This window comes from Pedobacter anseongensis (assembly GCF_037482965.1).
Lineage (GTDB): Bacteria > Bacteroidota > Bacteroidia > Sphingobacteriales > Sphingobacteriaceae > Pedobacter > Pedobacter anseongensis.
In genome coordinates this window covers 155,993-179,753 of the sequence record NZ_JBBHKB010000001.1, presented here as the reverse complement: position 1 = coordinate 179,753, position 23,761 = coordinate 155,993, and the positions used below count along the sequence as shown (strand labels likewise).

Genomic DNA, 23,761 nt, shown 5'->3' with positions numbered 1-23,761 from the left:
TTAACTTTCTTAACAGGATTTATACACGAATAGTGTAGCTAATCGTTTCTATTTACTAAATTTGCCGCTCACAAATAGATTTATGAGTAAAGCAATAATTAAAACCGAAAAGGGCAATATGACGGTTGAGTTTTATGAAAATGATGCTCCAAAAGCCGTTGCAAATTTTAAAAAGCTAGCTAGTGAAGGCTTTTATGATGGTATTTCTTTTCATCGTGTAATTCCAAATTTTATGGTACAAGGTGGATGCCCGAATTCGAAAGATCCTGCAAAAGCACATTTGGCGGGAACTGGTGGCCCAGGGTATAAGATAGATTGTGAGTTGGATGGCGAAAATCAATATCACGATCGCGGTGTGTTATCAATGGCTCATGCAGGTAGAAATACTGGTGGATCGCAGTTTTTTATCTGCCATAGCAGAGCAAATACAGCACATTTAGACCGTAATCATACCTGTTTTGGCAAGGTTGTTGAGAATGTTGACATTGTAGACGAGATTAGACAAGGCGATAAGATTACGAGTATTGAACTTATAGAAGACTAAATAGTAATGAGTGTAGCGTATTGCGTGCTGAGATCAGTCGCACTACGAAATACTCACTACGCTATACTAATAAATATGAACTTAAGAGGAATTGTAGCAGTATCGGGTAGGCCTGGATTATTTAAACTAATTGGTCAGAACAAAGGCGGTTATGTTTTAGAAGGCTTAGATGCACAAAAATTAAAAATTGTTGCAAACGTTTCGACAACGAAATTGGCTTCATTAGAAGATATTACCATTTACGGTGAAGAACAAGAAATAAAATTAATTGATGTACTTGCTAAAATTGCAGGTCATAAAAATGTTCCCGACGCTAAAGTTGATGGAAATGCATTAAAGGCATTTTTTGACGAGGTTGCCCCAGGGTACGACAAAGAAAAAGTATATTCTTCAGATATGAAGAAAATAATAGTATGGTATAATTTGTTAAAGGATTTACCCTTATTTACTGAAGCTGCACCAAGTTTAGAAGAAGAAGCAGTAAACGTAGAAGATAAGATAGATTTGAAACCAAAAGCTACTATAAAAGCTAAACCTAATAACGCAAAAGCTCCAACCGCAAAATCGTCGGCACCGCCGAAAAAGGCGAGCATGACAAGTAAGAAAGGCGTTTAATTTTCTTGATTAGCTAATTAGCAAATTTGCTAATTAGTTAATCAAATACCACAAGATCATCAACACGATAAGCGTAACCCAAATCGCTATATTGAAGTACCTTCTCTCTTTAGACGTATTCGTTCTGAATTTATATTTTCTTTTATAATCGCTAGGTAACATAGATTCTTTTTTAAGAATGATGTTTAAATTGTTTTGATTCCATACTTACGCATGGTGATAGGGCTCATTTTTTAAAATCGTAAACGCCCGGTATAATTGCTCCACAAAAAATAACCGTACCATTTGATGTGAAAATGTCATATCCGATAAAGAAATAGTCGCGTTTGCTCGTTTGTAAATGCTCTCGTCGAAACCATAAGGGCCACCAATAGTAAACACTAAATGTTGCACACTGCCAACCATTTGCTTGTTTAAATAATTCGCAAAGGAAACCGAACTGTGCTTTTTACCTTTCTCATCCATTAATACCACAACATCACTATTTGTAATTTGTTTAAGAATGGCTTCGGCTTCTTTGTTTTTCTGCTGTGCTTCGGTTAAATTTTTTGTGTTTTTAACATCAGGAATAATTACCAAGTTAAAATTTATATAGTGTTTTAATCGATTAAGGTATTTTTCAATCCCCTCAATTAAATATTTGTCTTCGGTTTTACCTATGGCAATTAACGTAATCTTCATTTTAGTTTAATAGCTATCTTTACCAAATAATCTTCCCAAATATAATGTTTAAAACTCAGCAAGAAATATTAACCAAATACGAAAGTTTATTATCAGATACTAAAATCAATATCACGGCAGTTAAGGCAAAAATCGATCGCTTTTCTTTTATTAGAGTTGCGTTATTGATCGTAGAAATAGCTTTATTTATTGGGTTTGTAAGTTCCGATAGTGATACAATAACATTTATTTTAGGGATTTCTTTAGCTATACCAATTGCAGTTTTTGTAGTGGTTGTTAAAAATCAGAATGTATTAAGCAAACACGAAACGTATTTGAAAAATTTGTTATGGATTTATCAAAACGAAATACTTGTAATAAATGGAAAAGAAAATGGCTATTCCAATGGTGGTGATTTTGCAGACAACAATCATCCATACGAATCAGATTTAGATATTTTTGGGAACTCATCCTTATACGAACTAATTAATCGTTGCACCACAAAAAGGGGCCTCGAGGAATTGGCACGCCACCTGAGTAAAGAAATGGATAAACATACCATTTTGGACAGGCAAGCTGCGGTAAAAGAAATTTTAACCGAAATTGATACTACTTTTAAGTTTAGAGCAAATTTAAAAGGACACAATGTTAGTAAGATCGAAGAGCTAAAATATAAATTGAAAGAGCAATTGGCTAAGCAGTTACTTTTTACCCAAAACAAACTTTTGAGGATGTATGTAAAATTACTCCCAATCCTTACTATTTCTTTGTTGGTTTTAGCGGTTTTATTTGGCGGAAAACTATGGGGATTTTTGTCGTTGGTGGCCTTAATTCATGCATCTATCATGTATTATTACACAAAATGGATTAATGCAGTGTATTATGGTTTTAGCGGAAGTGCTTTGGTGTTGAACGATTATGCAGAGGCTATTGGCTGGACAGAAGCAAAAGCATGGGAAAGCCCTTACATAAAAAATCTTTTTGAATCGAGTGATAAAGTAAGCGAAGAGATTAAAAAGTTAGCCAAAATTATCCAAGCTTTTGATGCTAGGTTAAATATTTTACTAGGTGCATTATTAAATTTTTTCTTTTTATGGGATTTAAGGTGCTGTATTAAAATAGATCAATGGCATAAAGCGGCCGCGTCAAAAGTTGAGAATGGTTTAGATCGTATTGGCAGTTTTGAAGAACTGATTGCCATTAGCACGTTAACACATAACCATCCAAATTGGACATTTCCAGTTATCGAAGATGATTTTTTCTTCTCTGCACAGGCACTTGGCCACCCACTCATTCCCTCCATAAAAAGAGTAGACAATAACTTTGATGTATCTGCTTCACCAACTGTCGATATCATAACCGGCTCGAACATGGCTGGCAAAAGTACATTTCTGCGTACGGTAGGTATTAATATGGTTTTAGCTTACCTTGGCGCACCTGTTTGTGCTGAACGAATGCAACTTTCTATTTTTAAGTTGCTAACCTATATGCGAATTAAAGATTCGTTAAATGAGAATACGTCGACCTTTAAAGCCGAGTTAAATCGATTAAAAATGATATTAACCCAAGTTGCTCTGCATGAAAATGCTTTCGTTTTAATTGACGAAATGTTGCGAGGTACCAATAGTAGGGATAAATTTATGGGTTCGAAGGTGTTTATTGAACGATTAATCTACTTAAAAACCTCAACGCTATTTGCAACGCACGATTTACAATTGTCGGAGTTAAAAGACCTATATGATCGAAGTATCCGTAATTTTCATTTTGATATACAGATTAACCAAGGCGAAATGGAGTTCGACTATAAATTAAAGGGTGGGCCGTGTACCATTTTTAATGCGGCGATTTTATTGAAAGAGATTGGGTTATCGCTGGAATAAATATCGTTTACACTGAGAATGGGGTGTAAACCTCTTTTTTCACTGAGTTAACTCTTGTTCTCGGTGGTTAAAGCGTATGATACCAATCACTTAACACTAAGTTAATAATAGATCACCACCTTAGTTAATTAAATCTCATGATAAAAGCTACTGATTTTGGGGATCATTTTTTGTGGGGAATTGCGACGGCAGCTGCTCAGATAGAAGGTGCAGCAAATACGGATGGAAGGGGCCAATCAATTTGGGATACGTTTTCTAAGCGTAAGGGCAAAATAAAAAAGGGTCACCATCCTGAAATGGCATGCGATTTTTATCATCAATACCGAGCAGACCTTGCTTTAGTAAAAACGTTAGGATTTAAAATATTTCGTTTCTCGATAGCCTGGTCTAGGGTTTTACCTACGGGTACAGGAGAGGTTAATCAAGATGGCATACTATTTTATCATCAGGTTATTGATGAGTGTTTATCGTTAGGATTAACACCTTATATCACCTTGTACCATTGGGATTTGCCTGAGGCACTTTCTAGAGAGGGGGGGTGGACTTCCTTTAGCATCAATGCTTATTTTAATGAGTTTGTATTACTTTGTGCAAAAACATATGGCGATAAAGTTAAAAATTGGATCATCATTAATGAACCTTTTGGCTTTACCTCATTAGGCTATATGCTAGGCATTCATGCACCTGGCGAAACAGGCTTGCATAATTTCCTTGCTGCGGTACAACATACCGCCATTGCACAGGCCGATGGAGGTAGGGTAATAAGAGCAGAAGTTAACGGCGCAAACATAGGAACTACTTTTTCGTGCTCAGAAATTATTCCGTACACCGAGGGTTTGGCTGATGCACTCGCTGCAAAACGAGTAGACTGCCTAATAAATAGATTATTTATTGAACCTACATTGGGTATGGGATTTCCAGATGCCGAATGGGATGTGCTCGAGAAGTTTAACATCGGCAACTCTACTTGGCGACATAAAGAGCGCATGACTTTCGATTTTGATTTTATCGGTCTACAAAACTATTTTCCGTTAGTTATAAAGTTTAATGCGTTTGTGCCCATTATCCAAGCTTGGGAAGTAAAGGCAAAAAGCCGAAAAAAACCACATACCGCTATGGGCTGGGAAATTAATGCCGATAGTTTCTATACAAGTATTAAACAATTTGCGGCCTACCCGGGGGTAAAGAATATCATGATAACCGAAAACGGAGCTGCTTTTCACGATAGGTTGGTTGATGGGATAATTAACGATCAAGAACGAATTGCTTATTTTGAAGCGTATCTAACCGCTTTACTCAGGGCTAAAAATGAAGGCATTGCTGTTACAGGTTACATGGCGTGGACCCTTATGGATAATTTCGAATGGGCCGAGGGATATGAAACAAGATTTGGGCTAGTTCATAATGATTTTAAGACGCAGAAGAGAACAATTAAAGAATCAGGCTATTGGTGGCAGCGGTTTTTGAAGAGCTAGTTGCAAGTACCTAAAATGAATGTCACATTTTTAAACTAAATTTCGTTTTACTATAAACAAAGATGATGAAACCTTTTTTAGTCCTACCCATTTTGCTACTTCTTTGCTTAGCCGCATGCGAAAAAGGAGTTTTTTCAAGTTCAAAACAAAAAGATTTAGAAGAATTGGCCAATCTGAAAAAGGATATTGATGAATGGTCGTCGAAAGTTGAATGTACCAATGCAGCTGATTGGAAGTTCACCCCTCTTGGCGATAAAGCTTGTGGCGGGCCAACGGGTTATGTAGCTTATTCAACGAAAATAGATGAAGCCGAATTTCTGAAAAAAGTTAAAGATTATACCGATAAACAAAAGGCTTTTAACCTGAAATGGGACATGGTGTCAGATTGCATGTTCATGGTTCCACCTAAAAGTATTGAATGTGTTGATGGTAAACCAAAGTTAGTTTACTAACTTAGCCCTATGAAAGATAAAATTGTCGTTTACAAAACATTCGAAAATCCAATTGAAGCAAATATTATTCTAACGCGTTTAAAAGATGCGGGTTTTGGTTGTTTTTTATCTGGAGAAACAACAGCAAGTTTAAGGCCTCTGTTCGACGCCTCTATTAGTGGAATCCAGTTGCATGTTTTTGAGAATGAGGTAGAAGCAATTACAAAATTATTGGCAGAAGAAAGCGAGCTTTAGTACGTATTAAGGTAGAAAAAAAATAGTGTTTGCAGCACCTACGATAATCCGACAGAGGCAAATATTAAATAAGCTTTTTTAACAATAAGCTTATTTCTTTCACTTTTCCATCAACGCCTTTAGCGGCTATTTTTATCGTTTTTCCTTCCTGTTGAATTAATTTTCTCATTACTTCCATATCATTTCCAGTATAGCCATCAACCGATACGATATGGTCGTCTTTTTTTAATCCAAGTTTTTCGGCTTCAGTACCTACAACCACATATGCAATCTGGATCTGATTTTTAACTTTTTTAAAGCGTACTCCACTCAGCATGTATTCGAAAGGTAAACCGAAATTCTTATTTGGCTTAAAATAAATTACTTTGGTCGAGTAATCTATGATTACGTTAAAACGATTAATGACCTTATTTCCCAAAATGCCCAAATAGTAAGAGAATGAATTTACGCCTGCTTTTGTACTCGTTAGCGTAACCGGTAAATTATCGAACATATAAGTTCCCATTTGTATCGATTTTATACCACCTTGTTCTAACTTGTTTTCCTTGAACAAATCTTGGCCTTGATAAGTAATGGTTTTTCCAATTTTATTTGCGATTTGATTTTTTTCTTTAAAAGGTGTGTTCACCATCAAAGTAGCTGCTGCACCACTATCAAATAATATTGGTCCAGTAAATTTCTCTCCATTATTTAACGTGAAGGAAACATCGAATTGGGGAATTGGAATGCCGTTGTTAAAATTAAAAGATATAGAAGTATAGGTTCTTGTTTCGGTTTTGTTTAACTGAGTGTAGAGTGAAATGGTTTGTGCCTCATAATCTATTTTAGTGATATAATTCTTTAAGATATCGTAGCCAATAATGCCAACGAACTCCGCACCAACCAACTCTTGTAAGGAGTTAAGATTGGTGAAAATTATTTTCTTACAAATAATTTCATTTTCTTTGTTAAGGCTTATTTTTTGATTACTGATATAGTTAAAATTCGCCGAGCCTCCCGTACTTGAATTGCGATTTGTACCCTCTGCTTTTAAGCCTAACTTCGTTGCAACAGCCGAGTCGAGTACGGTATTAGATGCCCCGGTGTCGAATATAAACTCACCTTTCAAATTATTGATACTCAAATTAACCACCACTAAATCCCCTTTCTCGATAAATGGAAGAACGATCTGAGCTTTGCTAATGGTCGAAAGAGCAATGAATAGCAAAAAGGAGAAAATTTTTAAAGATTGAATGAAACTAGGCATAGTTAAAACTAAGCAATTTTTTCCAGATCAACTAAAAAATTCGTTTAAAATAAAAAACCCCATTGTGATGTTACTCACAATGGGGTTTTAGCCTATTATCTTCATCAGATGACGAAAAAATCTATAGTCCTGCTGCCTTCAATGCCGCTTCTTTTCTTATAATATTTAACGCACCACCGGCTTTGAACCATTCTATTTGTTGAGCATTGTAGCTATGGTTTACTACGATGCTTTCTTTGGTGCCATCAGCATGATGTAAAACTACTTCTAAAGGTACATTGGGTGCAAAGCTGGTTAAACCAAGTATATCGATAGTATCGTCTTCTAAAATTTTGTTATAATCGTCTTTATCGGCGAATGTTAAGCCTAACATCCCTTGCTTTTTAAGGTTGGTTTCGTGAATGCGGGCAAAAGATTTAACTAACACGGCACGAACACCCAGGTGACGAGGCTCCATGGCTGCGTGTTCACGAGATGAGCCTTCGCCATAGTTTTCATCACCCACCACTACAGAACCTAATCCTTCGGCTTTGTAATCGCGCTGTGTAGCAGGAACAGGGCCATACTCGCCAGTTAATGCGTTTTTAACCTCGTCTGTTTTATCGTTAAAGTAGTTTACCGCACCAATTAACATGTTGTTAGAGATGTTATCGAGGTGACCACGGAATTTTAACCACGGACCAGCCATCGAAATATGATCGGTTGTGCATTTACCTTTCGCTTTAATTAGAAGTTTTAATCCTTTTAAGTCGGTGCCTTCCCAAGCTTTAAATGGATCTAATAATTGTAAACGGTGAGAAGTAGGAGAAACGATTACTTGTACACCAGAACCATCTTCGGCTGGCGCCTGAAAACCAGCATCTTCAACAGCATAACCATTTAATGGTAATTCATCACCAAGAGGTGGATCTAATTTAACCTGCTCGCCTTTATCATTCGTCAGGGTATCTGTTAACGGATTAAATCCGAGATTTCCGGCAATCGCAATGGCAGCTACAATTTCTGGTGAAGTTACAAAGGCGAAAGTATTCGGATTCCCATCGGCACGTTTCGCAAAATTTCTGTTAAACGAGTGAACGATGGTGTTTTTTTCCGCTTTTTCTGCGCCAGTACGGTCCCACATTCCGATACAAGGGCCGCAGGCATTCGTAAAGATGGTAGCGTTTAAATCTTCGAATGTGCCTAATAAACCATCGCGATTAGCAGTATAACGCACTTGCTCAGAACCTGGATTAATACCGAATTCGGCTTTGATACCTAAACCTTTATCTATTGCTTGTTTTGCAATTGAAGCTGCGCGTGATAAATCTTCGTAAGAAGAATTAGTACATGACCCAATTAACCCCCATTCTACTTTTAGTGGCCAGCCATTTGCTTCGGCCGCTGCTTTCATTTGAGAGATAGGCGTTGCTAAATCTGGTGTAAAAGGGCCATTCAAATACGGCTCTAATTCGTTGAGGTTAATTTCGATTAACTGATCGAAATAACGTTCTGGATTTGCATATACCTCGGCATCGCCTGTTAAGTGCTCGGCAATTTCGTTCGCTGCATCTGCCACATCAGCACGATTAGTAGCACGTAAATAGCGCTCCATGCTTGCGTCGTACCCAAAGGTAGAGGTTGTAGCGCCAATTTCGGCACCCATGTTACAAATGGTTCCTTTTCCAGTACAGCTTAAGTTTTCGGCTCCATCGCCAAAATATTCAACAATAGCACCAGTACCACCTTTTACAGTTAAAATACCTGCCACTTTTAAAATTACATCTTTTGCAGAGGCCCAGCCATTTAACTTTCCAGTTAATTTTACCCCAATTAATTTCGGGAATTTTAGCTCCCAAGGTAAACCTGCCATTACATCGCAAGCATCGGCACCGCCAACCCCAATAGCAACCATCCCTAAACCGCCGGCATTTACCGTATGACTATCGGTACCAATCATCATCCCACCAGGGAAAGCATAGTTTTCTAACACTACTTGGTGAATAATACCCGCGCCAGGTTTCCAAAATCCTATTCCATATTTGTTAGAAACCGAAGCTAAGAAATCGAATACTTCTTTACTTTCTGTATTGGCATGAGGTAAATCGATATCCGCACCGAATTTAGCAGTGATTAAGTGATCGCAATGCACAGTAGAGGGTACGGCAACTTGCGGGCGGCCGGCTTGCATAAATTGCAATAATGCCATTTGAGCCGTTGCATCTTGCATAGCTACTCTATCGGGTGCGAAATCTACATAATCTGTTCCGCGAACGAAAGCTGTTTTTGCATTCCCATCCCAAAGGTGGGTGTATAATATTTTCTCTGAAAGGGTTAAAGGTCTGCCCACAATTTTGCGAGCCGCTTCTACACGACTGCTAAAATTAGCATACACTTTTTTGATCATTTCTATGTCAAATGCCATCTATATTCTGAATTAGTTAATCTATTCTTCAATTAAGTAGCGAATTTACAAAAAAATAAGGCGTAACGCTATCATCTGTATCTCATTATCTTATTTAGAGAGATTCTAAAGAAGGTACGAATAGACTAAATGTTAAATACCTATGAAAAATTATACTTTTGTTTATGATGAACCGACTAATTACCTTTCTACTCTCCTTAAGTATCATTGCTGTAAAAGCACAATCCTTGCCTACCGATAAACTTTGGTATCAGCAACCTGCTGAAAAATGGGAATCGGAAGCGTTGCCTATTGGTAACGGACGAATGGGCGCAATGTTCTATGGGGGCATTAAAACAGAACGTATTCAATTTAACGAGCAAAGTCTTTGGTCGGGCGATAACAATTGGGACGGTGCATATGAGACTGGCGATCGTGGATTCGGTTCTTACCGTAATTTCGGGGAGTTTATCTTCGATTTTGATGGGCTAGAAGGGGCAAAAATATACCATAGAGAATTGGATGTTCGAACCGGCATTCATACTACTACTTTCGAAGTAAATGGTGCAACGTTTACGCGTGAAGCATTTGCCAGTTATCCAGATCAAGTTATCGTTTTTAAGTATAAGGCTACTAAGAAGGCAGTTTTATCGGGCAAGCTTTCGATGCGGTCGGCACAAGGCGCGTTAAGTACTGCAAGTACAGATGGATTGAGTTTTAGTGGAGAAATGCCCAATCAATTAAAATATGCGGCAAAACTGGTATTCGTTAAAGAGGGCGGTTTGGTAAGGGTTGAAGGTAATGTTATCCACTTTAAAAACTGCAACTCCATTACATTATATCTAGATGCACGCACCAATTACAAGGCCGATTATGCTTCGCGCTGGAGAGGAGAAGATCCAATGCCAAGGATGGATAAGGAGTTAAAAGCTGCAAAAAAATTAGGTTATGTTAACTTAAAAAGTCGTCACCTACAAGATATTACCAAACTCACACAGGCTGCTACGATCGACGTTGGAAAAACAGAGCCATCGCAGCTAATCCTTCCCATCGATGCCAGATTAAAGCAATATGCACAAGGTGCTAAAGATCCGGATCTTGAAGAATTGCTTTTCCAATACGGTCGTTATCTTTTGGTAAGCTCTTCGCGACCAGGCGGTTTACCTGCAAATCTGCAAGGTTTATGGAACAATAGCAATACACCTGCATGGGCAAGCGATTATCACAATAACATCAATATTCAGATGAATTATTGGGCAGCTGAGACTACTAATTTGTCTGAATGTCATCTACCCTTAATCGATTTTATTGTGGCAGCGCAAGAGCCTTGCCGCATAGCTACACGGAAGGCCTTTGGCGAGCATACGCGAGGGTGGACCGCCAGAACAAGCCAAAGCATTTTTGGAGGTAACGGATGGGAATGGAATATTCCCTCTAGTGCTTGGTACACCCAACATGTATTTGAACATTGGGATTTTACGAGAGATAAATCGTATTTAAAAGATACCGCGTATCCTATTTTGAAAGAAATTTGCCAGTTTTGGGAAGATCGCTTAAAGCTAAGTAAAGAAGGCACATTAATGGTGCCCAATGGCTGGTCGCCCGAGCATGGCCCCCGAGAAGATGGTGTAATGCACGACCAGCAGTTGGTATGGGATTTATTTCAAAATTACCTCATAGCCGCCAAAGAACTTGGTATAGATACGGCTTATCAAAGAAAAATAGCCTCAATGCAGCAAAAACTTGCGCCAAATAAAATTGGCAAGTGGGGGCAACTGCAAGAGTGGCAAGAAGATCGCGACGACCCTAACGATCAGCATCGGCATACTTCGCAGCTTTTTGCTGTTTTTCCAGGTCGTGAAATTAGCATAAGCACTACACCAGCCTTGGCAAATGCAGCAATCGTAACCTTAAGAAGCCGGAGTGGTAATTATGGTAAAAATATAGACAAACCTTTTACGGTCGAATCGACTATTGGCGATAGCCGTCGTTCTTGGACTTGGCCATGGAGAGCTGCTTTATGGGCACGATTGGGCGACGGCCAAAAAGCAGGAATGATGATTAGAGGGCTACTTACCTATAATACCTTGCCCAACTTATTTGCCAATCATCCTCCTTTTCAATTGGATGGAAATTTTGGAATTAGTGCGGCAATAGCCGAAATGCTCTTGCAAAGCCATGCTGGCGAAATCCAATTATTGCCTTCTATACCAGAAACTTGGGCTAAACAAGGGTCATTTAAAGGCCTGAAAGCAAGGGGAGGATATGCTGTTAACTGCACATGGAAAAATGGTAAAGTTCTCAGTTATCAGATTTATGGTAAGCAAGTTGAGAAAGTAAAAGTTCGTGTTAATGGGGAGTTAAAGGAAGAGGTAACTACCGTTCAAAAAAAACCGTGAAAATGCAATCGACTGGCACCTACAAGAGTACTGGCCATTTTCGAACACTTTTGTACAATAACGAACAGTTTCTGGTATAAATTTTCGTCTAAAAATTTGATAATTAGTATGTTGATTAATAAATCTAACTTGGCACTATGTTAGTATAATAGGCGATAAATTAGAGTATGCCAAATTGGTATCCTTCATTAATCAGGAATTCAATGGCTTTGGGAAGTGTAAACTTCAATCTTTCAAATGCCTTTAAACTATCGTGAAAAACAATGATGGAGCCATTTTCGGTATGTTTAATTACATTGTGATAACATTTTTTGGGAGAAAGGTTGGTGTCGAAGTCGCCGCTGAGCACATCCCACATGATGATATGGAGTTGTGAGTTGTGAGTTGCCAGTTGTGAGTTAGGCTGAAGATCGAAAAATTTTGACTGCAGACTGTGAACCTGACTCTTTTTGATCCTCCCAAAAGGCGGGCGAAAAAGATTAGACTGAGTAAGTTCTTGGCATTTTAATATATTGTTGAGGTAGGTTTCGTCGTCGGTTTTCCAGCCGTTAAGATGGTTAAATGTGTGGTTGCCAATAGCGTGACCTTCATTTTTAAGTCGCTCGAAGACTTCGGGATGTTTGATGATGTTATCGCCAATGCAAAAAAAAGTAGCCTTTATATTAAAGGTTTTTAAAGTATTTAAAACAAATTCTGTAACATTGGGTATAGGTCCATCGTCAAAGGTTAAATAAACAATCTTTTCTGAGCGGGATTTGTTCCATGTTAAAGCGGAATAGAGCCATTTTAGTAAAAGTGGAGATTTAACGAGGTACATACCCAAAAGTAATATTTAGGTTGCACTTACGAAATTTAAAAATTCAATTGATTGTTTATTTAATATTGCGAAACAAATTTTTATGAGACAAGTTACCAATACCAGCTTTTTAAAAAAGCTAACGTTTATTTTCTCTACCGTTTTTCTAACAGGCTTTAGTATACTAAGCTCGGCGCAGGAAGTAATTACCATACAACAAGCTATCGATAAAACCTTAACCAATAACTTACAAGTTAAGCAATCTAAGCTAAGCGAAAGTTTATCGGAAGAGAATTTAAAGTTATCTAAGTACGATTTATATCCTTCCTTAAATTCTGGCGTTAGTCAAAATATGAACTGGGGAAGAAATCAAAGTGCTTCGGGTTTATTCGAAAATACGCAACGTTACAGTTTAAGTGCGAACTTAAGTACGGGTATCGATGTTTTTGGTGGTTTTGCTAAGATTAATCAGATTAAACAAAACAGAATTTTATTAGATGCGAATAAAACCAATACGGAGAAGGTTAAAAATGATCTTATCTTACAAGTAGTAACTTCGTATTTACAGATTTTATACAACAAAGATTTTTTAAAGGCAGCGCAAGATCAATTAACCGTTGCTAAACAATTAACCAATCAACAGCAACAATTGCTCGACGAAGGAAATAAAACCCTTGCCGATTTATCTCAGGCTAAATCGCAGGTAGCTACCGCCGAGTTAAATGTAACGAATGCTGAGAATGCCTTATCAATTTCTTATTTAACCTTAGCGCAATTGATGGATATTCCCTCATCAACAGTTTACGATGTACAATTGCCTACGGTAAATAGTTTTACTAATCCAAATACAGCGGTTAATCCTGAGCAAATTTATAGTGATGCATTAAGCACTTATCCTGATATTAAATTGGCAGCCTTAAATACTGCTGCATCAAAAATTGGCGTTGAGGTAGCAAAAGGAAGTTTGTATCCTCGATTATCATTAAATGGAAGTTATGGTACGAGCTATTTTTATAGCTACAATTCTTTGGTGCCAAATCAAACATTGAGCGATCAATTTCAAAATAACTTAGGAAAGGGTGTTTCGCTTAGCTTGCAAATTCCTATTTTTAACGGGTTACAAGCTAGAGGTGGCGTAAATCGTGCTAAGATTAATTTGATGCAGACAGAAACACAAGAGCAATTAGCCAAGAACAATTTAAGTAAGATTATTTATCAGTCCGTTGCCGATTTAAAGGCAGCAGAAGCGCGTTACCAGTCGACCACCAATGCATTTTTAGCTCAAAAAGATGCGTATTATGTAATTGAAGAGCGATATAAAGTAGGTTTGGTAAATTCATTAGAATATAGTACGGCGCAAACGAATAGAAACAAAGCAGAAATTGATATGATACAAGCGAAATACGATTTATTATTCAGAGCGAAAGTTATTGATTATTATTTGGGAAAACAGATTACTTTTTAAGACGAGGCGATTATATTACAACATTTAACAATACAACATTAAAACAAGATAAAAAGAAAACAAATGAAACTTAAACACATATTAATTGGCATTGGGGTATTAATCATTATCGGCTTTGGTGCAAAATTTGCCGGTTTAATCGGTGGTGATAAACCTGAAAAGGTTACTATTGATAAAGCTGGCGAAAAAAAGGTAATTGAAACCGTAACTGCTAGTGGTAAAATACAGCCCGAAACAGAAGTGAAATTAAGTTCTGAGGTTTCTGGAGAGGTTACCGAACTTTTGGTAAAAGAGGGTGATGTGGTTAAAAGGGGTCAATTGCTTTGTAAGGTTAGGCCAGATGTTTTGCAATCGGGCTATGAGCGTGCGGTAGCTTCTTATAATGCGCAAAAATCTAGCGTTGCAGCCTCAGAGCAGCAGTTAATTCAATCTCAAGCTAATTTTGTAAATGCAGATGCAACTTATAAACGAAATGTGGCATTATTTAATAAAAAAGTAATTTCTGCATCTGAATTTGATGCGGCTAAAGCGGCTTATTTAACAGCTAAATCAAATTTAGCAAGTGCAAAAGAGAACGTAACCGGCGCAAAATTCGGATTGGAGCAATCTGGTGCTAACGTAAAGGAAGCAGGTGCAAACTTAGCTAAAACAACTATTTATGCTCCAGTAGACGGGGTAGTTTCGAAGTTGTCGATTGAATTGGGCGACCGTATTTTAGGTACTTCGCAAATGGCCGGTACCGAAATTATGCGTATTTCTAATTTAACAACCATGGAAGTAAATGTGGAAGTTAACGAAAACGATATTAATCGTGTTAATGTTGGCGATAGTGCGAATATCGAGGTGGATGCATTTGCAGACAAGAAATTTAAAGGCATCGTTACTGAAATTGCGAGTTCATCAACCAGCGTTGGCGCAGCAACTTCTTCAGTTGATCAAGTAACGAATTTCTCAGTTAAAGTTCGTTTAATAGCTGAAAATAATGCTGATAAAGGAACTTCGACATTTAAACCAGGGTTATCGGCTACTGTTGATATCGAAAGTGAGTCGTTAACAGGTTTATCGGTACCAATACAGTCGGTATTTACAGGTGATGCAGGTGATAAAGGTAAAGATGATAAAGGGCCGTCAGCAGGAAACGACGAAAACATGAATAAGCAAAAAAGTAAACTAAACGATAAGAAAATCAAACAATATGTTTATTTATTTGATAGTAAATCATCAACAGTTAAAAAAGTTGAGGTAACTACAGGTATCCAAGACGATCAGTTTATTATTGTTAAAACAGGTATAAAAGCAGGACAAGAAGTTGTTAGCGGTCCGTACTCTGCCATCCAAAATAAATTAAAAGATGGTATGAAAGTGGAAAAAACCACGAAGGATAAGCTTTTTAGCTCGGATACTAAAAAGTAGTTGGCTTCAAATCATAATATTTAAGTATTTTTGTACGTAAGGTTTAAGTGAAATGTTCATTGGGCATTTTACTTAAGCCTTTTGCTTTTTAGATCGTTTTTAATAATATAAACTATGGTGGCTAAGGTTGCAATGATAGGGGGCGGAAGTTGGGCAACAGCAATTATCAAGATGCTGTCTGATAATGTTTCGCAAAAGGAAATTTATTGGTGGATGCGGAATGAAGAGGCCATTTCACACATTAAGACATTTAAGCACAATCCCAATTATTTAAGTTCTGTAGAGATTAAGTTATCTGAAGACCATATTTCATCCGATATTAGGTGGATCATAAAACAGGCAGATTATGTAGTTTTAAATGTGCCCGCAGCTTTTTTAACTGAAACCTTAAAAGGGATAAGTGCGGCTGATTTAAGCGGTAAAAGAATAGTATCGGCAATTAAAGGAATTGTGCCTGATGAAAATTTAATTATTGGTGAATTTTTAAATCAGAAATACGACGTTGCCTTAGAAGATATTTTGGTAATAAGCGGTCCTTGTCATGCTGAGGAAGTCGCCTTAGAAAAACTATCTTATTTAACTATTGCAGGTACCGACGTGACATCAGCGGCTTATTTTGCTAATCTTTTAGCTACTCGATATATAAAGACCAACATATCTGACGATATTTTTGGAACAGAGTATGCTGCGGTTTTAAAGAATATTTATGCTGTAGCTAGCGGAATTTGTCACGGGGTGGGTTATGGAGATAATTTTCAAGCGGTTCTCATTTCTAACGCCATTCGAGAAATAAAGAATTTTGTGGATGCGGTTCATCCTATCGATCGAGATATTAACGAATCGGCGTATTTGGGCGATTTAATGGTTACTGCTTATTCTCAATTTAGTCGGAACCGTACGTTTGGGAATATGATAGGCAAGGGCTATACGGTAAAGTCGGCGCAACTTGAAATGAATATGATTGCGGAGGGTTTTTATGCCGCGAGTTGCATGCATCATATTAATCAGAAATACAAGATAGAAATGCCAATTAGCGAGGCGGTTTATCATATTTTATATGAGAATGCCTCTCCAGTCAGAGAAATGAGAATATTAACGGATAAGTTGAACTAGCTATGGAAAATATTCACATTTTTAAACATAGTTGCTCATAGAACTAGCGAGAGCTAAGGGGAGCTGCTTTTTGTGGTCATATAAAGACTCTTTAAATTACGTTTCTTAATTGATCAAGATTCAGTTGACTATACGAAAAGACAAGTTTTTAAAATAAGAAAGCCGACTAGATCTTCTAATCGGCTTTTTGAATTTTTAGGAGAAAAAGGCCTTAAAATTCTTTAATCTCAACGTGCTGTTAAGATCTGCGTCTTCTTTCGCCGCCGCCACCTTCACGTCTTCCACTTCCACCGGCATTTCCACCTTTATCGTCACGGCTACGGCCTGAAAAATCTCTAAAACCACCTCCGGAATTTCCGCCTTCGCGTCTTCCGCTTCCACCGCCTGAGCTCCTTCTATCTCCGCCACTGCTTCTTCCGCCGCCAAAGCCACCGCCTCTTCGCTCACCACCACCGCTTCTGCTACCACCGCTTCTGCCTCCACCTCCACTTCTTCTCTCGCCATCGCCACCACGGCTACCAACTGGGGCATCACCGCTTTTTTCGATGCGCACTTCGCGACCATTAAATTTAACGTCTTTGAAGTTGGTAAATAATGATTCAACGGTATCGTTTTCAACTTCAATAAAAGAATAAACTCCTTTTAAATCGATTTTACCAACCGCTTTACCACTAATTTTACCATTATTACAAACAAAACCTAATAAATCACCTCTAGTAAATTCGTCAACAGAACCAACATTAATGAATAGACGAGTATAATCGCTGTTGTTAAAGCTTCTTGCGCCACGTTCGCCCCTATCGCCACGTTCGCCACCTCTATCACCACGATCGTCGGCACTCGCATTTAAATCAGGTGCATTCGAATAATAATCTAAGAAACGATTGAATTCTAGTGATGCAAAGCGTTTAATTACTTCTTCCTTGCTTAGTTCGGCAAATTCATCCATAATCCGAGGGATATATTGATCAATTTGCTCAGTATTTACTTCTACGTTGTGAACTTTATGAACTAAAGCGAACAATTGTTTCTCGCAAACATCGAAACCAGTAGGTAATTCTGCTTTAGTAAATTGTTTGCCGATAATTCTTTCGATCTGACGAATTTTACCAGTTTCTTTAGCATTAATGATACAGATTGAGACACCCGTTTTACCAGCACGGCCAGTACGACCACTACGGTGGGTATAACTTTCGATTTCATCAGGTAGTGAATAGTTGATAACGTGCGTTACGTTATTTACATCAATACCACGCGCTGCAACATCAGTAGCAATTAGCAACTGCATGTTACGATCGCGAAAACGTTGCATAACTTTATCACGTTGTTGTTGTGATAAATCGCCATGTAATGAATCTGCATTGTAACCATCTTTAATCAAATGCTCGGCAACATCCTGGGTATCCATTTTGGTTTTACAGAATACTACGGCAAAGATTTCAGGATTATAATCGACAATCCGTTTTAAGGCAGCATATTTATCGCGTGCACGAACAATATAGTATTCGTGTTCGATGTTTACGTTACCTGTATTTTTTGTGCCCATGGTTAATTCTACAGGGTTTTCCATGTAGTTTCTAGCGATGCGGCGAACTTCAGGAGGCATCGTTGCAGAGAATAACCAGGTTTTTTTATCGTCTGGTGTAGTCGATAAAATGTCGTTAATGTCTTCTTGGAAGCCCATGTTTAACATTTCATCAGCCTCATCTAAGACTACATATTTAACGCTAGAGAAATCAATGGCTTTGCGACCAATAATGTCTAACATACGGCCGGGCGTGGCCACTACAATTTGTACGCCATTGCGTATTTCGCGTAGTTGTTGCATAATGTTTGCGCCACCGTAAACGGCAACCACATGTGCATTAGGCGTGTTTTTTGAGAAATTCTTGATGTCGTTTGTAATCTGTAGACAAAGTTCGCGCGTTGGGCACAGAATTAGTGCTTGCGGCTTATTTACTTTAAAGTCTATTAATTCTAACAGCGGCAAACCAAATGCGGCTGTTTTTCCTGTTCCTGTTTGGGCCAAACCAACGAAATCGTTATTGCCTTCTAACAGTACAGGAATAGATTGCTCCTGAATAGGCGTAGGGTTTTCAAAACCTAGCTCTTTTACGGCACTAACAACGTCATCACTTATCCCCAATTTACTAAATGGGTTTATCATTATAACATTTTTAATTAAGCCGCAAAGGTACGGATAATTTTCGGTATTTCACAGGGAATCAGGTAAATAGTTTTTATTCTGAAAGGTTAGCAAATTATTGAGAATTAATGGGTTAATTTATCCAGCTGTAATGCGTCTTTGCTTTTTTTGAGACCTATTATCATCTTGTTTATAAAGGATCAATTCATCTTCGCCACATCGATAGCCATAATAGAAGCTATAAAAAATGCAATATTGGTTATTTTTAAGAAAATTGGCGCAGAGAAAGAAGCAAGGGCTTCCAATTTTTTTTCAAAAGTAGGTCTGCATTAGCTTTTTGCTCTTGCACTGAATTTCCAAGTAATAGGTGTGTTTTTACTGCATCTTTCTGAGTATATGCATAATAGAAAAGGGAGAGCACGATGAGTAAACGGATGATTATCTACTAGTTAGATTCCATTGATCCCTTTAAGCATATGACTTAAAATAGGCTCGCATTTTTCTTTACAGGGTGCATAAAAGTGCCCATGTTTCCACGTTGCCGATTTTGGCGATTTCCCCCACCAAAATTCGGTTAAAGCAAGTGGTCTTAGCTGATGTTGAAATGCGTATTGCAAGAGCTTTGGCGCAGCGCATTCCCCGGCTCCCGCTGGCGGGTTTTTATAGCCTGCCTCCTTAAAAAGTTGAATTAAACTTTTTTCATCTCCTTCTTGATTAAGGAAATGATAACTTTCGAAGAGTCGATGTTGTAAAGCGACCGAAAATTTTCGTCGTTCTTTCTGGAGAGATTGCACCTGCTTTTCATAACCATCAAACTGTTGTTCTTTTAAGTTCTCGATTTTTAGGCCCATTTCACTAAGCCTTTTCATTCCTGCGCTTAGAAAACTATTTTGGCATAAGGTATCAAAAACTGGAGGAACAAATCGGATAAATAGATTTCGGTCGGCTAATTTTCCAGAAAATGCCCATAAATATTCGATTTTTTTTTGAGGAGTTTCGACTACTAAAACGCCAAACATTTTGCCGATTATGTTTCCTTCTTGACGGTCATCTAGGCCGAAATTATGCACCCATTGTTGTTGCGTACGAAGGTATTCTTGTAATTCTTCTACAGCTAACAAACAAAGTGGATGAGGTTTAACGGTCACTATCTAGTCAACCAAGAATCAGAAATTTCTTTTGCGCAATATGCAATTGTTCTGGTATCATTAGGAAGTCATTAGCTATCTCAACCGATCTGCACTTCTCAGTAATGCTTCATCGCGATTAATTCCTCTAATTGCTAATAGACAAAATGCAATGGCTAGAGGCGGTAAAAACATACCGGTATCGTAATTTGCAGTTTCTAGTCCGCCCGGGATTTTTTTAGCATAAACGCTGCACCAAAAAGAAAGCCCAATAATTAAAGCAATGCTCACATAGGCGAGTTGCTTCTGCAATTTTCTCTTCTTGAAGTTAAAAATATTAAAGAAACACATAATGGCAACGGCCGTAACACTGATGAGGAGGGGTAAAAAACTGTCGACTTTTTTGGTTACCTCTCCAAGTTGTTGATATAAACCACCAGCAATGATATAAAATTTCATCCCTATTAAATCTGTAGTGGTAACAATTGGAAGGAATAATAAGCAGCTAATGCTTAAAGCGGCTAGGAATAGCCATATCGATTGTATTCTTTGGATCATGATATTTAAATATGAACAAAAATAGTAAAAGATTATGTAGTTGTAAGTATTTTTGTAGTTCGTGAGCAGCAAAAGATACTTTATTGAAATCAGTTATAATGGAACAAATTTTCATGGTTGGCAAACACAGCCAAACGCATTAACTGTGCAGGAATGTTTAAATAAGGCATTATCGGTTTATTTTAGGCAAGATGTGGTAACGTTGGGATGTGGACGAACAGATGCAGGTGTTCATGCGACTCAATTTTTTGCGCATTTTGATTTACTAGATCTTGCTACTGATGCAATGGTAAAAGCAGTAACTGGAATTAATTCCTTACTTCCCTATGCTATTGCGGTGAAAAGGATTTTTGCAGTTGCAGATGATGCCCATGCTCGCTTTGATGCTACTTTACGAGCCTATCAATATCATATTCATTTCGAAAAAGACCCTTTTAAACTCGATCGATCATGGTTGTATAAAGGCGAATTAGATGTGGTGGAAATGAATAAAGCAGCGGCTATTTTGTTAAATTTTACTGATTTTTCGTGTTTTAGCAAGTCAAACACCCAAACATTTACAAACAACTGCAAAATTACGAGTGCTTATTTTGATGTGCAAAAAGAGGGCTCACTGATTTTTAACATTTCTGCAGATCGGTTTCTGCGTAATATGGTGAGGGCAATTGTGGGTACCGTAGTTTTGGTTGGAAAAGGCGAAATTACAGTCAACGACTTAGCAACTATTATAGAAAGTAAAAACCGAAGCAATGCTGGGCAATCGGTACCTGCTTGTGGGTTGTATTTAGTGAAAGTGGAATATCTGTATGTTAAGACTTCGCAGGATTTTAAAACCTTCGAGGTATAATAAAAACAAATTAAATAAATGTCTAAAATAACAGGAGATACCTTTAATGTAGGCCTTCTTAAACGAGTTTTTGAGTATGTAAAGCCTTATCGCACTACGTTTATATGGTCTGTTGTACTAACTTTATCGCTTGCAGCCATTACTCCGGTTCGGCCTTGGCTAATTGGTTATACATTGGATCATTTTATCCTAGAAGGAAATTACTTTGGATTGGTAGAAATGACGATTTTAATGGTGGTGTTATTGGTGATTCAATCTATTATTCAATACAGCCAGACCTTGTTAACCAATACGATAGGTCAATCGGCCATTCGCGATTTGCGGATTAATGTTTTTAATCATATCAGCAGATTAAGGTTAAAATATTTCGATCAAACGCCGATCGGTCAACTCATCACCCGTACGGTATCGGATTTGGAAACTATTGCTGATATATTTTCTGAAGGGTTAATTGCTATGATTGGCGATTTACTACAAGTTATTGTAATTACTTGTGTAATGTTTTATATCGATTGGGAGTTAACGCTAATTGTTTTATTGCCCATTCCTTTTTTGGTGATTGCTACACGTATTTTTCAAAAATCTATAAAAGTTGCTTTTCAGGAAATAAGGACCGAAGTTGCCAATTTAAATACCTATTTGCAAGAACACATTAGTGGCATTTCGATTATTCAATATTTTGCAAGGGAAGAGCAAGAATATGCAAAGTTTAAGAAAATTAATTCTCGTTACCGGGATGCCAACATACGTTCGAACTGGTATTACTCGATCTTTTTTCCTGTTGTTGAGCTTATTTCAGCGCTTTCTTTGGGCTTATTGATTTGGTATGGTTCGAAAAGTATATTGGCAAAACCATTAGATGTACAGCCCGGAACCATTACTTCATTTATCTTGTTTATTAATATGTTGTTTAGGCCTATTCGTGAACTGGCGGATAAATTTAATACCTTACAGATGGGTATGGTAGGTGCCGAACGCGTGTTTAAAGTATTGGACACGCAAGAAACTACGGAAAATACGGGGACTTTTGCACCCTTAAAATTGCAGGGAGCCATTCGCTTTGATCAGGTATGGTTTAGTTATAATCAAGATGGAGAAGTTACAGAGGAGCAATATGTGCTTAAGGATATTTCGTTTGAAGTAAAAGCTGGGCAAACGGTTGCTTTGGTAGGCGCTACAGGGGCTGGTAAATCATCAACCATAAATATATTAAATCGGTTTTATGAAACTCAAAAAGGAACGATACAAATAGATGGGGTTGGTATTAAAACCTATGAATTGAGTTATTTACGAAGTAGGATTGCTACGGTTTTACAGGATGTTTTTCTTTTTTCAGATACTATTTTCAACAATATAACACTTAATAATCCAGCTATAGCATTAGACGAGGTGGTTGATGCAGCGAAAAAAGTTGGAGCCCATGAGTTTATAGAGCGCTTACCTGGAGGTTATCATTATAATGTTATGGAACGTGGGTCTACTCTTTCATCGGGACAGGCGCAGCTTATTTCTTTCATTAGGGCTTTGGTGTATAATCCAACTATTTTAGTACTTGATGAAGCTACTTCATCCGTTGATACAGAAACCGAAATACTCATCCAAAAAGCAATTGAGCAATTGATGCAGGGCAGAACATCAATCGTTATTGCCCACCGTTTGTCGACTATTCAAAAGGCAGATCTAATTCTGGTGTTAGATAAGGGAGAAATTAAAGAAAAGGGCACGCATCAGCAACTGCTTAAGATGAATGGCTATTATAAGCGTTTATACGATTTGCAATTCTCGTCGGTAGGGATAGCCAAAAATTGATTATTTAATTAACTGCTGTTCTTTATAATAGCTATAGGTATCTAACCCTATTTTTTCGGTTTTCTCCTGCGTTAAAATAATGCTTTTTAAACGTAAGAATTTTATGTTCCAGGTACCGATTGAATCTCTGCTGTATGTGATGTTATCGCCTGTGGCATCGATGGTATAATTAAGCGTATCTACGTTTTTCTGAATATACTTGCCTTCTGCAGTAAACTGAACGGTATCTAGCTTTAAAACTACATTTGGGCTATCTAAACCATAAATTACCGTGTCATTTTTTGTGATTGTTCCGTTTTTACGGTTTATATAAATCATGGCTTTAAATGGCCATTTGCCTACAATATAATTCTGTACAAATTGCTGATTATTTATTTCTTCTTCTTTGCAGGCATTGAATATAATGGATGCTAAGGCAAAAAGAAAAATTAACCTAGGTATTTTCTTCATAAGGTCAAAGATAAGAATAATGGCTGATAGTCAATAGCTAATAGTCCATAGCTTGGATTCATAAATTTCCAGAGTATGGGCCATTAACTAAAAGTTAACGATAGTATTTTATCCAATAACAATGCTATTTCTTAAAAACGCCAGTTAAA

Annotated in this window: 20 protein-coding genes; 12 read left to right on the top strand and 8 right to left on the bottom strand. The window is 37.6% G+C overall.

Features of this window, described 5'->3' with window-relative positions; genetic code table 11:
• Positions 1 to 82 precede the first annotated feature (82 nt).
• Both WG904_RS00805 and WG904_RS00800 read left to right on the top strand, forming a co-directional pair.
• On the top strand, positions 83 to 544 hold the full coding sequence (locus WG904_RS00805) for a peptidylprolyl isomerase (protein ID WP_339577400.1): 462 nt from the start codon (positions 83 to 85) through the stop codon (positions 542 to 544).
• A gap of 75 nt (positions 545 to 619) precedes the next feature.
• Positions 620 to 1,159, top strand: a complete 540-nt coding sequence (locus WG904_RS00800) for a DUF5606 family protein (RefSeq protein WP_339577399.1) — start codon at positions 620 to 622, stop codon at positions 1,157 to 1,159.
• A 207-nt stretch (positions 1,160 to 1,366) separates the two neighbouring features.
• Here the strand turns inward: WG904_RS00800 and rlmH are convergent, their stop codons facing one another.
• Positions 1,367 to 1,840, bottom strand: coding sequence for a 23S rRNA (pseudouridine(1915)-N(3))-methyltransferase RlmH (gene rlmH / locus WG904_RS00795; protein WP_339577398.1), 474 nt, complete (start codon positions 1,838 to 1,840; stop codon positions 1,367 to 1,369).
• A gap of 44 nt (positions 1,841 to 1,884) precedes the next feature.
• On the opposite strand from rlmH, the gene WG904_RS00790 reads away from it, so the two are divergent.
• The 4 genes from WG904_RS00790 (at position 1,885) to WG904_RS00775 (ending at position 5,860) form a co-directional block, all read left to right on the top strand.
• Entirely contained in the window at positions 1,885 to 3,699 is a 1,815-nt protein-coding gene (locus WG904_RS00790; protein ID WP_339577397.1) for a MutS-related protein, read from the top strand.
• Between the two features lie 137 nt (positions 3,700 to 3,836).
• Entirely contained in the window at positions 3,837 to 5,174 is a 1,338-nt protein-coding gene (locus WG904_RS00785; protein WP_339577396.1) for a GH1 family beta-glucosidase, read from the top strand.
• Between the two features lie 62 nt (positions 5,175 to 5,236).
• Complete coding sequence (locus tag WG904_RS00780) at positions 5,237 to 5,626, top strand: hypothetical protein (RefSeq protein WP_339577395.1); 390 nt, start codon at positions 5,237 to 5,239, stop codon at positions 5,624 to 5,626.
• A gap of 9 nt (positions 5,627 to 5,635) precedes the next feature.
• On the top strand, positions 5,636 to 5,860 hold the full coding sequence (locus tag WG904_RS00775; RefSeq protein WP_339577394.1) for a putative signal transducing protein: 225 nt from the start codon (positions 5,636 to 5,638) through the stop codon (positions 5,858 to 5,860).
• 64 nt (positions 5,861 to 5,924) lie between these two features.
• Here the strand turns inward: WG904_RS00775 and WG904_RS00770 are convergent, their stop codons facing one another.
• Complete coding sequence (locus WG904_RS00770; RefSeq protein WP_339577393.1) at positions 5,925 to 7,106, bottom strand: aspartyl protease family protein; 1,182 nt, start codon at positions 7,104 to 7,106, stop codon at positions 5,925 to 5,927.
• Between the two features lie 121 nt (positions 7,107 to 7,227).
• Positions 7,228 to 9,510, bottom strand: coding sequence for an aconitate hydratase (locus WG904_RS00765; protein WP_339577392.1), 2,283 nt, complete (start codon positions 9,508 to 9,510; stop codon positions 7,228 to 7,230).
• A gap of 164 nt (positions 9,511 to 9,674) precedes the next feature.
• On the opposite strand from WG904_RS00765, the gene WG904_RS00760 reads away from it, so the two are divergent.
• Positions 9,675 to 11,888, top strand: a complete 2,214-nt coding sequence (locus tag WG904_RS00760) for a glycoside hydrolase family 95 protein (RefSeq protein WP_339577391.1) — start codon at positions 9,675 to 9,677, stop codon at positions 11,886 to 11,888.
• A 160-nt stretch (positions 11,889 to 12,048) separates the two neighbouring features.
• Here WG904_RS00760 and WG904_RS00755 read toward each other — a convergent pair whose 3' ends face one another.
• Complete coding sequence (locus WG904_RS00755) at positions 12,049 to 12,705, bottom strand: polysaccharide deacetylase family protein (RefSeq protein WP_339577390.1); 657 nt, start codon at positions 12,703 to 12,705, stop codon at positions 12,049 to 12,051.
• A gap of 82 nt (positions 12,706 to 12,787) precedes the next feature.
• On the opposite strand from WG904_RS00755, the gene WG904_RS00750 reads away from it, so the two are divergent.
• The 3 genes from WG904_RS00750 to WG904_RS00740 all read left to right on the top strand — a co-directional run bounded on the left by WG904_RS00750 (position 12,788) and on the right by WG904_RS00740 (position 16,675).
• The gene (locus tag WG904_RS00750; protein ID WP_339577389.1) at positions 12,788 to 14,149 is read left to right on the top strand and encodes a TolC family protein; all 1,362 of its coding nucleotides are present in this window, start codon (positions 12,788 to 12,790) and stop codon (positions 14,147 to 14,149) included.
• Between the two features lie 63 nt (positions 14,150 to 14,212).
• Complete coding sequence (locus WG904_RS00745) at positions 14,213 to 15,562, top strand: efflux RND transporter periplasmic adaptor subunit (protein ID WP_339577388.1); 1,350 nt, start codon at positions 14,213 to 14,215, stop codon at positions 15,560 to 15,562.
• Positions 15,563 to 15,676: 114 nt separating this feature from the next.
• On the top strand, positions 15,677 to 16,675 hold the full coding sequence (locus WG904_RS00740; protein WP_339577387.1) for an NAD(P)H-dependent glycerol-3-phosphate dehydrogenase: 999 nt from the start codon (positions 15,677 to 15,679) through the stop codon (positions 16,673 to 16,675).
• A 238-nt stretch (positions 16,676 to 16,913) separates the two neighbouring features.
• On the opposite strand, the gene WG904_RS00735 is transcribed toward WG904_RS00740, so the two are convergent.
• The 3 genes from WG904_RS00735 to WG904_RS00725 all read right to left on the bottom strand — a co-directional run bounded on the left by WG904_RS00735 (position 16,914) and on the right by WG904_RS00725 (position 20,506).
• Entirely contained in the window at positions 16,914 to 18,842 is a 1,929-nt protein-coding gene (locus WG904_RS00735; protein ID WP_339577386.1) for a DEAD/DEAH box helicase, read from the bottom strand.
• 428 nt (positions 18,843 to 19,270) lie between these two features.
• Positions 19,271 to 19,969, bottom strand: a complete 699-nt coding sequence (locus WG904_RS00730) for a hypothetical protein (protein ID WP_339577385.1) — start codon at positions 19,967 to 19,969, stop codon at positions 19,271 to 19,273.
• Positions 19,970 to 20,044: 75 nt separating this feature from the next.
• Entirely contained in the window at positions 20,045 to 20,506 is a 462-nt protein-coding gene (locus WG904_RS00725) for a DUF4293 domain-containing protein (RefSeq protein WP_339577384.1), read from the bottom strand.
• A 61-nt stretch (positions 20,507 to 20,567) separates the two neighbouring features.
• Here WG904_RS00725 and truA point away from each other — a divergent pair, with 61 nt between their 5' ends.
• The gene (truA, locus tag WG904_RS00720) at positions 20,568 to 21,353 is read left to right on the top strand and encodes a tRNA pseudouridine(38-40) synthase TruA (protein ID WP_339577383.1); all 786 of its coding nucleotides are present in this window, start codon (positions 20,568 to 20,570) and stop codon (positions 21,351 to 21,353) included.
• 18 nt (positions 21,354 to 21,371) lie between these two features.
• Positions 21,372 to 23,162 (top strand): ABC transporter ATP-binding protein, encoded by a 1,791-nt coding sequence (locus tag WG904_RS00715; RefSeq protein WP_339577382.1) that lies wholly within the window; start codon positions 21,372 to 21,374, stop codon positions 23,160 to 23,162.
• On the opposite strand, the gene WG904_RS00710 is transcribed toward WG904_RS00715, so the two are convergent.
• Entirely contained in the window at positions 23,163 to 23,612 is a 450-nt protein-coding gene (locus WG904_RS00710) for a hypothetical protein (RefSeq protein ID WP_339577381.1), read from the bottom strand.
• Positions 23,613 to 23,761 lie beyond the last annotated feature (149 nt).